The sequence below is a fragment of the Candidatus Macondimonas diazotrophica genome (genome assembly GCF_004684205.1).
GTDB lineage: Bacteria > Pseudomonadota > Gammaproteobacteria > UBA5335 > UBA5335 > Macondimonas > Macondimonas diazotrophica.
In genome coordinates this window covers 121,670-133,963 of sequence record NZ_SRIO01000006.1, presented here as the reverse complement: position 1 = coordinate 133,963, position 12,294 = coordinate 121,670, and the positions used below count along the sequence as shown (strand labels likewise).

The 12,294-nt window shown below is 60.6% G+C and carries 12 protein-coding genes; 3 read left to right on the top strand and 9 right to left on the bottom strand.

From position 1 onward, the window contains the following. The first annotated feature begins 11 nt into the window (after positions 1 to 11). The 3 genes from truB to pnp all read left to right on the top strand — a co-directional run bounded on the left by truB (position 12) and on the right by pnp (position 3,465). Positions 12 to 989, top strand: a complete 978-nt coding sequence (truB, locus tag E4680_RS06450; protein ID WP_135281580.1) for a tRNA pseudouridine(55) synthase TruB — start codon at positions 12 to 14, stop codon at positions 987 to 989. A 47-nt stretch (positions 990 to 1,036) separates the two neighbouring features. Next, the gene (rpsO, locus tag E4680_RS06445; RefSeq protein ID WP_135281579.1) at positions 1,037 to 1,306 is read left to right on the top strand and encodes a 30S ribosomal protein S15; all 270 of its coding nucleotides are present in this window, start codon (positions 1,037 to 1,039) and stop codon (positions 1,304 to 1,306) included. Positions 1,307 to 1,368: 62 nt separating this feature from the next. Continuing rightward, positions 1,369 to 3,465, top strand: a complete 2,097-nt coding sequence (gene pnp, locus E4680_RS06440) for a polyribonucleotide nucleotidyltransferase (protein ID WP_205688784.1) — start codon at positions 1,369 to 1,371, stop codon at positions 3,463 to 3,465. Positions 3,466 to 3,543: 78 nt separating this feature from the next. Here pnp and ppc read toward each other — a convergent pair whose 3' ends face one another. The 9 genes from ppc to E4680_RS06395 form a co-directional block, all read right to left on the bottom strand. Then, positions 3,544 to 6,252, bottom strand: coding sequence for a phosphoenolpyruvate carboxylase (ppc, locus tag E4680_RS06435; RefSeq protein WP_135281578.1), 2,709 nt, complete (start codon positions 6,250 to 6,252; stop codon positions 3,544 to 3,546). Between the two features lie 49 nt (positions 6,253 to 6,301). Then, positions 6,302 to 6,646: an STAS domain-containing protein gene (locus tag E4680_RS06430; RefSeq protein WP_135281577.1), complete on the bottom strand. Its 345-nt coding sequence runs from the start codon at positions 6,644 to 6,646 to the stop codon at positions 6,302 to 6,304. After that, complete coding sequence (locus E4680_RS06425) at positions 6,636 to 7,265, bottom strand: MlaC/ttg2D family ABC transporter substrate-binding protein (protein WP_135281576.1); 630 nt, start codon at positions 7,263 to 7,265, stop codon at positions 6,636 to 6,638. Before E4680_RS06425 ends, E4680_RS06430 begins: the two co-directional genes overlap by 11 nt. Before the next feature lie 34 nt (positions 7,266 to 7,299). Then, positions 7,300 to 7,767, bottom strand: coding sequence for an outer membrane lipid asymmetry maintenance protein MlaD (gene mlaD / locus E4680_RS06420; protein WP_135281575.1), 468 nt, complete (start codon positions 7,765 to 7,767; stop codon positions 7,300 to 7,302). A gap of 1 nt (position 7,768) precedes the next feature. Beyond that, complete coding sequence (gene mlaE / locus E4680_RS06415; protein WP_135281574.1) at positions 7,769 to 8,548, bottom strand: lipid asymmetry maintenance ABC transporter permease subunit MlaE; 780 nt, start codon at positions 8,546 to 8,548, stop codon at positions 7,769 to 7,771. Further along, the gene (locus E4680_RS06410) at positions 8,548 to 9,348 is read right to left on the bottom strand and encodes an ABC transporter ATP-binding protein (protein WP_135281573.1); all 801 of its coding nucleotides are present in this window, start codon (positions 9,346 to 9,348) and stop codon (positions 8,548 to 8,550) included. The genes mlaE and E4680_RS06410 overlap by 1 nt, the downstream gene beginning before the upstream one ends. A gap of 23 nt (positions 9,349 to 9,371) precedes the next feature. Next, positions 9,372 to 10,298 (bottom strand): ornithine carbamoyltransferase, encoded by a 927-nt coding sequence (argF, locus tag E4680_RS06405; RefSeq protein ID WP_135281572.1) that lies wholly within the window; start codon positions 10,296 to 10,298, stop codon positions 9,372 to 9,374. A gap of 6 nt (positions 10,299 to 10,304) precedes the next feature. Continuing rightward, positions 10,305 to 11,483 carry an aspartate aminotransferase family protein gene (locus tag E4680_RS06400; protein WP_135281571.1) on the bottom strand — a complete coding sequence of 393 codons (1,179 nt, stop codon included), beginning with the start codon at positions 11,481 to 11,483 and terminating at the stop codon, positions 10,305 to 10,307. A 130-nt stretch (positions 11,484 to 11,613) separates the two neighbouring features. Continuing rightward, a complete protein-coding gene (locus tag E4680_RS06395; RefSeq protein ID WP_135281570.1) occupies positions 11,614 to 12,198 on the bottom strand; it encodes a superoxide dismutase in 585 nt (194 codons plus the stop codon). Positions 12,199 to 12,294: the final 96 nt, after the last annotated feature.

Genomic DNA, 12,294 nt, shown 5'->3' with positions numbered 1-12,294 from the left:
GTGACGCGGTTTTGACCAGGACCCCGACCAGACGAAGGCGTCGCATCGTCGACGGCATTCTGCTGTTCGACAAACCGCTGGGTATGTCCAGCAACAAGGCGTTGCAGCACGTTCGGTGGCTCTATGCAGCGGCCAAAGCAGGGCATACGGGGAGTCTTGATCCATTGGCCACGGGCTTGCTTCCGCTGTGCTTTGGTCAGGCGACGAAGGTGTGCGGCTATCTGCTCGATGCCGATAAATCGTATGAAGTAGTCTGCCAGTTCGGTTGTCGAACGGTAACCGGTGATCGCGAAGGAGAAGTCGTCGAAACCGGCCCTGCTGATGCCGCGCGACTGGCAGGATTGGCTCAGGCCTTGGACCATTTTCGAGGCAAGATCGATCAGATTCCCCCCATGTATTCCGCGCTCAAGCATGAGGGCGAGCGGCTTTATCGGCTAGCACGTCAGGGGAAGGAAGTCATTCGGCCCGCGCGGCCGGTCACGATTCATGAGCTCACCTTGATAGAGCAGGCCGGCGCAACCGCTATCCTGCGGATACGGTGCAGCAAGGGAACGTATGTCCGTACCCTGGTCGAGGATATTGCCGCGGCGCTGGGGACAGTCGCCCATGTCCACGATTTGCGCCGCCTGGCCCTGGGACCATTCAAACTATCCCAAGGGGCTCATGATATGGCGGCGCTGCAGTATGTCGCTGATGCGGGCGACTGGGAGCGATTGGATGCCCTGTTGCTGCCATTGGACGCGGCTCTGCACCATTATCCTGCCGTGACCCTGAGCGAAGCCGTGGCGTTTCAGATGACGCAGGGCAAGGTGGTCAGTGTGCCGGATACGCTGACCAACGGCCAAACCGTTCGATTGTATGGCCCTGACGAGCGGTTTCTGGGAATGGGAGAAATGCTGGGAGATGGACGCTGTGCGCCAAAGCGGCTCATGCAGGGCGTGCCTGGTCAGAAGCCCCGCAACTTGTTGTCAAACGGATTTCAGGGCTAAAATTGATCATTTGAAGTGGGCGGAATTGCCTAATTAGGAGTTTTTCAATGTCTTTGACAGGCCAGACCAAAGCCGACATCGTGGCCGGTTTCCAGCGGGATTCCTCGGATACCGGTTCCCCTGAAGTCCAGGTTGCTCTGCTGACCCAGCGCATCGAACATCTGACAGGTCATTTTTCGGTTCACAAGCAGGACCACCATTCCCGCCGCGGCCTGCTCAAGCTTGTCAGCCAGCGCCGTAAACTGCTCGACTATCTCAAGAAGACCGATGTGGGTCGTTATCAGGATCTGATTGGCCGTCTCGGCCTGCGTCGCTGATTACGACGCGATCCCAGCTGGATTTCGGACAGGACACACGAACGGGGCGGTAGGAAAGCATTGTGACAATCACTGTGAAACGTTTTCAATATGGCGAGCATCTGGTTACGCTCGAAACCGGACGCATCGCTCGGCAGGCAACCGGCGCCGTTCTGGTGAGCATGAGCGATACCGTGGTCCTGGTGACCGTGGTTGGCCGCAAGGAGGCTGCTCCGGGCACGGATTTTCTGCCGTTAACGGTGAATTACCAAGAGCGCACCTACGCCGCAGGTCGTATCCCCGGGGGATTCTTCAAACGTGAGGGACGTCCCTCGGAAAAGGAAATTCTGACATCCCGCCTGATCGACCGTCCGCTTCGTCCCTTGTTTCCGAAAGGCTTTCATCACGAAGTTCAGGTCATCGCAACCGTCAAGTCGGTGAATCCCGATGTGGATCCGGATATCCCGGCCTTGATCGGCGCATCGGCGGCACTCGCTATTTCCGGCATTCCGTTCCAGGGGCCTTTGGGCGCTGCCCGGGTGGGCTACGCCAACAATGCCTATATCCTCAATCCGACGTATCCGCAGATGGAACGTTCGGATCTGGATCTGGTTGTGGCTGGCACCGCAGAGGCGGTTCTGATGGTCGAATCGGGCGCGAATGAACTACCCGAATCGGTGATGCTCGGCGCGGTCCTGTTCGGTCATGAGCAGATGCAGGCCGCCATTCAGGCAATCAACGAATTTGCGGCCGAAGCCGCCAAGCCCGCATGGGAATGGCAGGCAACTCAGGCTGATGAGGCCGTGATCAGTGCCGTTACCGAACTCATCGGGCAGGACCTGACCCAAGCCTACAGCATATCCGAGAAGCAGCCTCGACAAGACGCCATCGCCGGCCTGCGACAGCGGGCGGCATCGGAGCTGGTCGTCACCGAAGGGGTCTTCACCGAAGCGGCGGTCAAGAAATCGTTCGAGTCCCTGGAACGCCGGATCGTGCGTGAGCGGATTCTGAGTGGCGCCCCGCGCATCGATGGTCGCGACCTCAAGACGATCCGTCCGATCAGCATTGAAGTGGGTATCCTGCCGCGCACACATGGCTCGGCGCTGTTTACCCGAGGCGAAACGCAGGCCATCGTCGTGACCACGCTCGGCACGGCGCGTGACGCCCAGGTCATCGATGCCATCGAAGGGGAGCGCAAGGAGCCGTTCATGCTCCACTACAACTTTCCCCCCTATTGTGTCGGTGAAACAGGTTTCATCGGATCGCCGAAGCGGCGTGAAATCGGGCATGGCCGTCTGGCGCGGCGCGCAATCGAAGCCGTGCTGCCGGATATGGACGCCTTTCCCTATACGATACGGGTGGTTTCCGAAATCACCGAATCCAACGGCTCCAGCTCAATGGCGACCGTGTGCGGTACCAGTCTGTCACTGATGGCCGCAGGCGTTCCGGTGAAATCGGCGGCTGCCGGTATTGCCATGGGCCTGATCAAGGAAGGCGATCGCTACGCCGTGATTTCGGACATCCTTGGTGATGAAGATCATCTGGGTGACATGGATTTCAAGGTGGCCGGGAGCGAACGCGGCGTCACCGCTTTGCAGATGGATATCAAGATCAATGGCATCACGCGGGAGATCATGGCCGCTGCGCTGGAGCAGGCCCGTGCCGGACGCTTGCACATTCTTGGCGAGATGGCCAAGGTCATTGATCGTCCCCGCGAGGAAATGTCCGAGTGGGCACCTCGCATCCTCACCATCCACATCAACCCGGAGAAAATCCGCGATGTGATTGGCAAGGGTGGGGCGACCATCCGGCAGATTACCGAAGAAACGCGGACCACGATCGACATCAGCGACGACGGTACGGTCAAGATCGCCTCGGTGGATCGGGCCGACGGCGAGGAAGCCCGCCGCCGCATCGAACTCATCACGGCCGATGTTGAAGTGGGCGCAGTCTATCAGGGCAGAGTCAGCAAGCTGATGGATTTCGGTGCTTTTGTGACCATCCTTCCCGGTCGCGATGGATTGGTGCACATCTCTCAGATCTCCGACGAGCGCGTCGAGCGTGTCAGCGATAAGCTCAAAGAAGGTGATGTCGTTGACGTGAAGGTACTTGAGGTCGATCGACAGGGTCGGATCCGTCTGAGCATGAAGGCGTTGAATGCCGCACCGACCGACGGATGAGGCGTTCAGCCTCCACCATCTAGACAGCAAAACGCCGCCTTTGGGCGGCGTTTCTGTGTCAGGGGCCAAGCAAGGGGATCAGCCGGTGTTCTGCAGCCCCAGTGAAATCGCGTTGACGGTGATCACCAAGGCGCGGAACAAGGTCTCGTCCTGACGATCACCAGCGCGCCAGCGTGCCAGTAGATCCACCTGAAGCAGACTGACTGGGTCGAGATAGGGGTTTCGGGTCCGAATCGACCGCTGCAGGATGCGATCCTGTTCGAGCAGGCTGCCCGTACCTTTCAGCTCGAAAACCGCGGCCACCGTGTGTTCGTAGGCCGTTCGCAACTGATCCGCCAGTTGCCGAGCCGACTCAGGAACCAGCTGAGCGTAGCGCTCGGCAATGCCCAGATCGGCCTTGATCAGCACCATCTCGGCATCATCGAGCAGGTTGCTGAAAAAGAGCCAGTCCGAGGCCAGTTGCGATACGTAGTCTTTACCGAATGTCTCCATGGCGGCCTGCAGACCATGTCCCAGTCCATACCAACCGGTGAAGAGATAGCGATTCTGTGACCAGGAAAACACCCAGGGGATGGCACGCAGATCCTTGATGCCTTCCATCTTCCGGCGCGATGCCGGCCGTGAGCCGATCTGCATCCGTTCGATGACGTCGATCGGCGTCGCATGGCGGAAGAAGGTCATGAAGTTGGGTTGTTCGACAAAAGCTCGGTAGTGTCGCCGGCTCTCTTGAGCGATGCAGTTCATGACATCCCGGCGCAAGGCGTCGTCGATCACCGGGGATTTGGCAGTGGTCAGGGCGACCGCGCTGACGGTCTGCTCCAACGTACGGATGGCGATGCCCCGCAAACCGAACTTCTCATTGATGATCTCGCCCTGTTCGGTGACCCGAAGATGGCCCCGGACGGCGCCCGGGGGTGAGGAGAGGATTGCGCGGTGCGTCTTGCCGCCCCCACGGCTGACCGTTCCCCCACGGCCGTGGAAGAGAATGAGATCCACATCGGTGCCGTCCACCGTTTCGACAAACGCACCCTGGGCTTCCTGAATGCGCCAGCGCGAGCAGGCAAAGCCGCCGTCCTTGTTGCTGTCCGAGTATCCGAGCATGATGATCTGGCGTTGGTTTCGCCGAGCCAGGTGGGCCTGGTACAGTGAGTCGGCGAACAGGGCGGACATCACCTCGGGTCCTTTCCGGAGATCTTCGATGGTTTCAAACAACGGGGCCACATCCAGCGGTATCCCGTTTTGGTCCCCGAGGCCTGCCCATTGTGCGAGCAGCAGGACGGCCAGGACGTCCTCAACGCCTTGGGCCATGCTGATGATGTACGGACCGATGGCGTCCGCTCCATGACGACGGCGCATATCGCGGATGGCATGAAAGACCGCCAGTGTCTGTTCGACTTCCGGATTGTTCGGGACGCGCGGCGGATCAGCGCTGATCAGGGCGCGGCGCACGACGCTCAAGCGCTCATCGGGAGTACGGTCCAGCCAGTCGTCCAAGCCCAGGCACAAGCCCACGACGCGCCGATGCACCAGACTGTCCTGACGCACATCCAGCGTCATGCCATGCAGGCCGAAGGTTTCGACTCGTCTCATCAGTCGCTGAATCAGGAATAATCCGGCATGGCGGCCCTTGTGAGCTTCAAGGCTGTCCGCCATCAACTGGATGTCATCGAGCAAGGCTTTGGCATCGGGATAGGCATCATCGAGATCACGGATGGTCGCGTTCAAACGGGCATCCATCAGGCGCAGCATGACGCGATAGGGCATGCCCCGGTGCCGCGGCGCGATGCTGGCGAGTCGCTCGGGGAATCGCTGGCTGTAATCGTCGATGCGCTGACTGAGTGAGGCACTGATGGGCACGCGCCCCGTTGACTGACTCAGTTCGCGATACAGCGCTTTCAATTCGCCGCGGTAGTGAGCCAGAATTTCGCTGCGTTGCTTTTCCAGCACGCGACGGATGCTTGCGGCGGATACATTGGGATTGCCATCCATATCGCCGCCGACCCAGGAGGCGAAACGCAGCAGGGCGGGAGACGTGAATCGTGCCGCTTGTTGGCCATAAACCTGCCGGACGGCGGCTTCCAGTTCCTCGTAAAACGCCGGAACGACGCGATAGATGACTTCAAGCAGGAAAAACAAGACGTGTTCGTGTTCATCATCCACAGTCGGACGGACATCGGGATCGCTTTCCGTTTGCCACGCAATCGACAGATGCATGTGGATGTTGTCCAGAATTCCAGCTGCTTCCTGGGGCGTCAGATTGGGGTTCAGGCGCTCCACCAGTCGTTGCGCAATCCATTGCTGTTTCTGCAGTAGCGTGCGGCGGCGAGCCTCGGTGGGGTGCGCGGTGAACACCGGCTCCACCCACAGGTTCTCAAGCAGGGATTCAAGCCCGGATAGGGTCATTCCCGCCTGATGAAGCTGGGTCACCATATCGAGCAGGCTTTCCGGTTGGGGTACCGTGAGCTGACGAGCGTAGTGGCGCCGGCGGCGTAACCGATGCACCTTCTCGGCGATATTCACGGCCTGAAAGTAGGATGAAAAGGCGTAGGTGAATTCGGTTGCCGCTTTGGGGGACAAGGCGGAGAGATGGCCGCACAGCGCCTGCTCGGCTTCAGCGGATCCTTCCCGGCGTGCCTCGGAAAGCCGATGCGCTTCGTGGAATAGCTGGTCGAGCGGCCAGGTCGTCTGCTCGCGCAGTGTCCTCTCGAGCAACTGACGCAGGACGTCGATATCAGCCAGAAGGGCCTGGATTGGATCCGTCGACAGCGCAGCAGACAGTTGGGTCATGCACCCTCCCGGACCGGATGGGTTCCCGCCCGGTAGATTCCGGTGCGGCTCAGTTGGTGTTCTCAGTGCCGATCAAAGCATCGACGGCGAATACCGCGGCAAGATTCTGCGTTTGCTGCGGCAGCCCCTTGAACCGGATTGTCCGGCCCGCTGAATGGGCCATTCTTTTCCAATGCAACAGGAGTGCCAGGCCAGCGCTGTCCATCCGGGCAACCTGGGACAGGTCCATCTGCAACTCCGGATTGTTGCCCTCGGTACAATACGGTTCGAAGGCCTGGATGCCCGCTGTGACCGAGCTGAAGGTCATTGCACCCCGAACGCGAATTGGCCCGGCGCCGTCCCGGCTGAGCGCGATGGCGTCATGATGTCCGGTCTGGTCGGTCTTATTGGGCATGCGCCTGCTTCACCGGAATGTTCTGTGTGCGCATCTTCTCAATCAGTCCATCAAGACCCAGGCGCCGGGCGTCCTCCTGCAGAACGTTCCGGTAGCTCATGATGAAGCTGACGTTTTCGGCCACGACATCATAGACTTTCCACTCACCCTGCGGATTGCGATAGAGATAGTATTTGACTTGCACCGGACGTCCGTCTTTCAGCACGATTTCGGTCGGGACCGCCTTGTCCCAGTCGAAATACCCGCCCGTCGGACGCTTGACGCGAATCGGTTGGTCTTCATAAGACAGCAGGGCATCGGCGTAAGTTCGCATCAGCATGTCCTGGAAGGCATCCATGAATGCCGCTTTCTGTGCGTCCGTTGCCTGGCTCCAGAAAGGGCCCAGAACGAGGCGCGAAGTGGTTCGAAAGTCGGCATGAGGCAGGATGCCTTCGTTGACGAGCTGGCGCAGTGCCTGGCGGTCATTCTGCAGGCGGGGGCGTTCGGTTTTGATCGTCCCGAGTACCTGATCCATCAAGGTCTGGATGAACTGGGCAGGGTTGTCAGTCTTGAGCTGAGCCTGCGCGAAGGTGGGCAGGGACAGGCACAGGACGAGTAAAACAGCGGATATGATGCGCATGGGGGCCTCCGTTCGCTTGATGCGAAGTTCTTATTTATTCGGGGTCATTGCCCATTTGGGTCAGAAAACGGCCGATCAGATTCTCCAGCACGATGGCCGACTGGGTGAAACTGATTCGGTCGCCATTTTTCAGATTGTCCATCGATCCGCCCGGTTGCAGTGCAACGTACTGTTCACCCAGGATCCCGGCGGTCTGAATCGCGGCGCTACTGTCTGTCGGCAATTGATTGTAGCGCTCGTCGATGGCGAGTTTGACCTCCGCCTGAAACGTTTCGGGATTGACATCGACGGCCGTCACCCGGCCGATTCGCACGCCGGCCAGCGTCACGGGTGCACGCACCCGCAGGCTCCCGACGTTGTCGAAACGTGCCTGTACGGAATAGGTGCTCTCGCGCCGCAGGTCGTTTTGCGTACTCACCTGGAGGGTCAGCAGGAATATCGCAGCGAGACCCAGGCAGATAAAGAGTCCCACCACGAGTTCCATGAGGCGGGTCTGGTTCATTTCAGTCTCCTGTAAACATGAGGCCGGTCAAGATGAAATCAAGACCCAGAATCGCCAATGAGGATACGACCACGGTACTGGTCGTTGCGCGGCTGACGCCCTCTGAAGTCGGTGGACTGTGGTAGCCCTGATACACGGCGATCCAGCTCACGACCACGCCAAATACCACGCTCTTGATCACTCCGTTGAGGACGTCGTCCTCGAACGTTGCGGCATTCTGGATCTGACCCCAATAGGCTCCGGCATCGACGCCCAGCAAATCCACACCAACCAGAGAGCCACCATATATTCCCAGCGCTGTGAAGATGGCCGACAGCAACGGCATGGCCACGGTTCCCGCCAGAAAACGGGGCGCCACGACCCGACGTACCGGATCGACCGCCATCATTTCCATCGCCGAGAGTTGTTCGGTGGCGCGCATCAGGCCGATCTCTGCCGCCACGGCCGAGCCCGCCCGGCCTGCGAACAGCAGGGCTGTAACTACCGGTCCCAATTCCCGCAACAGGGACAGCGCGACGATGACGCCCAGCGACTCGGCTGCACCGAAGTTTCGGAGTGTATTGTAGCCCTGCAGACTGAGCACCATTCCGACGAAGGTGCCCGAGACCATGATGATGATGAGTGATAACACACCGACCGAATAGATCTGCTGGACGACCAGACCCGGGCGTAGCACCAAGGAAGGCAGGCCCGCCAGTACCCGCAACAGAAACAGGGTGGCCCGGCCCAGGCCGGCCAGCATATCCGACAGAACGGTGAGACTGATCGGGCGTTGGGCCATCAGGCAGCCTCTCCCAGTAAATCCTTCGCGTAGTCGGGGGCCGGATAGTGGAAGGGCACTGGGCCATCATCCAGCCCCTTCATGAATTGCCGCACCCACTCGGAATCGGAGTCCGTCAGCGCTTGTGGCGGTCCGGAGCCCATGATCCTGCCTTCGGAGAGCAGGTAGCATTCATCGGCGATCGCTGTGACCTCGTGGACGTCATGCGTTACGATGACCGACGTCAATCCGAGCGCGTCGTTCAAGCGACGGATCAATCGCACCACGACACCCATGGAGATCGGATCGAGACCGACGAACGGTTCGTCGTACAAGATCATCATCGGATCGAGCACAATGGCGCGCGCCAGTGCCACTCGTCTGGCCATCCCACCGGAGAGTTCTTCAGGCATCAACCGCGCCGCGCCGCGTAACCCCACCAGTTCCAGTTTCATTAGCACGACATCGCGGACCAGCATCTCCGGCAGGTCGGTGTGTTCGCGCAGCGGGAAGGCGACGTTGTCGAATACCGACAGATCGGTCAGCAGCGCACCGCTCTGAAACAGCATTCCCATGCGTCGCCGCAATTGGTAGAGCGCCTTGCGGCGAAGCTTGGCGACGTCGATCCCATCGACACGGATACGGCCCGACTCCGGGCGCAATTGGCCGCCGATCAGCCGCAGCAGGGTGGTTTTCCCCGTTCCGCTGGGGCCCATGACCGCGGTGATCTTGCCACGGGGAATGGTCAGGTCGATGCCGTTGAAGATGACGCGGCGGCCGCGCCGGAACGTCAACCCCTGAATGGTAACCAGATCGTCCATGAGCGTCTCCTGACCGAGAGGCGTTAATCCGATGCGTATTCCGCCGCAGGCGCCAGCAGGAACTCGAGCAGTGCCTTCTGCGCATGCAGCCGGTTTTCCGCCTCGTCCCAAACGACGCTCTGCGGGCCGTCGATGACCTCGCCGGTGACTTCCTCGCCGCGATGCGCGGGTAGGCAGTGCATGAACAGTGCATCGGGCCGTGCAAGCGCCATCAGTGTGGTATCCACCTGATAGGGCATGAAGCGGGCGCTGCGTTCAGCCTGTTCGGCCTCCTGGCCCATACTGGCCCAGACGTCTGTGACGACCAGATCGGCATTCTGGACAGCCTGGCGTGGATCCCGCAGGACCGTGATGTGACCATCCGCCTCCGTCAGCAGCGCGGCATCTGGCACATCCTGTTCGGGACAGGCAATGCGGAGCTGAAAATCCAGCTGCTTCGCAGCGTGGACGTAGGATTGGCAGACATTGTTTCCATCGCCGAGCCAGGCCACGGTCCGTCCAGCGATCGAACCGCGGTGCTCCTCGTAGGTCTGCAGGTCGGCCAACAATTGACAGGGGTGATGCCGGTCGGTCAGTGCGTTGATCACCGGTACCCGTGAATTCGCCGCAAACGTCTCCACCATCTCATGGCGATGGGCGCGGATCATCACCGCATCGACCATGGACGAGATGACCCGAGCGGTGTCGGCAATCGGTTCCCCGCGCCCCAGCTGGCTGTCTCGCGGTGACAAAAACAGGGCATGGCCGCCCAGTTGTGTCATGCCGACCTCGAAGGAGACCCGCGTGCGGGTCGAAGCCTTCTCGAAAATCATGGCCAACGTCTTGTGGCGCAGGGGAAGATGGCTCTCCCCTCGGTGTTGCGCAGCCTTGAGTGTATGCGCGCGCTTGAGCAGCGCCTTGAGTTCCCCGGTGGTGAAATCGAGCAGTGTGAGGAAATGGCGAACCGTCACGAAAAGTCATCCTTGGCTGATGAGGCGGTCCAGCGCGCGGCGCAGGCGCGGAACCAGATAGTGCGTATGCTCCTCCTCCCAGATCAGAGGGGGTAGCAGGCGGATTACTCGCTCGGCGGTCACATTGATGAGGATCCCTTCCTCAAGCGCCAGAGCGGGTAGGCTAGATGCCGGCCGGTCCAGCTCGATGCCGATCAAGAAACCCTGATGGCGGATCTCGCGTACCATGGACAGGTCCGCGAGTGTCGCACGCAGCGTGTCGATCAGGTGCCGTGCGCTTGTCGCGACACGGTCGATCCAGTTCTCGGCTTCGAGCGTATCGAGCACGGCCAGGGCCGCGCGGCAGGCCAGCGGATTTCCACCGAAGGTGGTGCCGTGGCTGCCGGGCTGAAGCGCCCCGGCTGCCGCGCCGCGGGCCAGGCAGGCGCCAATGGGCACGCCATTGCCCAGCCCCTTGGCCAGTGTCATGACATCCGGCTGGATGTCCGCCAGCTGATGGGCGAACCAGGCACCCGCACGCCCCATGCCGGACTGGATTTCATCGACCATCATCAGCCAGCCTTGCTGATCGCACAGCCGGCGCACGCCCCGCAGATAGCCGGCTGGCGCAATGCGGATGCCGCCCTCGCCCTGAATGGGCTCCAACAACACCGCGACGATCCCGGATTCCTGCGCCGCAAGGCGCTCCAGAGCGGCCAGATCACCGAAAGGCGCGCGGACGAAACCGTCCACCAAGGGCTCGAAACCCTGTTGGGCCTTGCTGTTGGCCGTTGCGGTCAGCGTGGCCAACGTGCGACCGTGAAAGGCGCCTTCCATCACCACGATGCGCGGCAGATCGATCCCGTGCGCATGACCTAGGCGACGGGCCAGTTTGATGGCCGCTTCATTGGCCTCGGCACCGGAGTTGCAGAAAAAGACCCGATCCATATCGGCGAGCCCACACAGCCGGGCGCCCAGTGTTTCCTGCAACGGGATGCGGTAGAGATTGGAGGTGTGCAGCAACGTGGCCACCTGCTCGGCCAAGGCCGATGCGACGGCAGGATGAGCGTGACCCAGGCCGCAGACCGCGATACCGCTCAGGGCATCGAGGTGGCGTCGACCCTGCTCATCCCACAGCCAGACCCCTTCGCCACGCGCGAAGGCGATCGGCAGGCGGGCGTAGGTCGACATCAGATGTTCCTTCATGGCGCCGCGTTTCCTGGATTTCTTCTGGATCGGTCATGGGCATGGGACGGTCAATCCCAGGGCCCGCAAAACAAACACAGGGCCGTCCGTTCCGGACAGCCCTGACCGCTCTGCCTGCTTGATGTGTGGATCAGGCGCTGAGATTTTTCGCAACAAACTCCCAGTTTACCAGATTCCAGAAAGCTTCCATGTACTTGGGACGGGCATTGCGGTAGTCGATGTAATAGGCATGTTCCCAGATGTCGCAGGTCAGGAGGGGAACGACGGTGGTGTCGGTCAGCGGCGTGGCGGCGTTGGACGTTTCCACGATCGCGAGGCTGCCGTCGGATTTCTTGACCAGCCAACCCCAGCCCGAGCCGAAATTGGCGATGGTCTGGTCAGTGAAGGCCTTCTTGAAGTCAGCGAACGAGCCGAAGCTCTTGGTGATGGCCTCGGCCAGCGCCCCGGTCGGTTCACCGCCGCCGTTGGGCGACAGGCAATTCCAGTAGAACGTGTGATTCCAGACCTGGGCAGCCTGGTTGAACAGCTTGCCCGTCGATTTTCCGATGATTTCTTCGAGGCTGAGCTCGGCGTATTCGGTGTCGGGAATCAGCGTGTTGAGCGTGTCCACATAGGTCTTGTGGTGCTTGCCGTAGTGGAATTCAAGCGTTTCCTTGGAGAGATGCGGTTCCAGGGCATCCAATGCATAGGGCAATTCGGGCAGCGTATGAGCCATGATCGCTCTCCTTATAGAGGGTTGACAAGGAAGTCGGGTTGCCAATCGACGATGCGGTCACCGTTGCGACCCTTGGGGCGGCACCTGCGCCCTCAG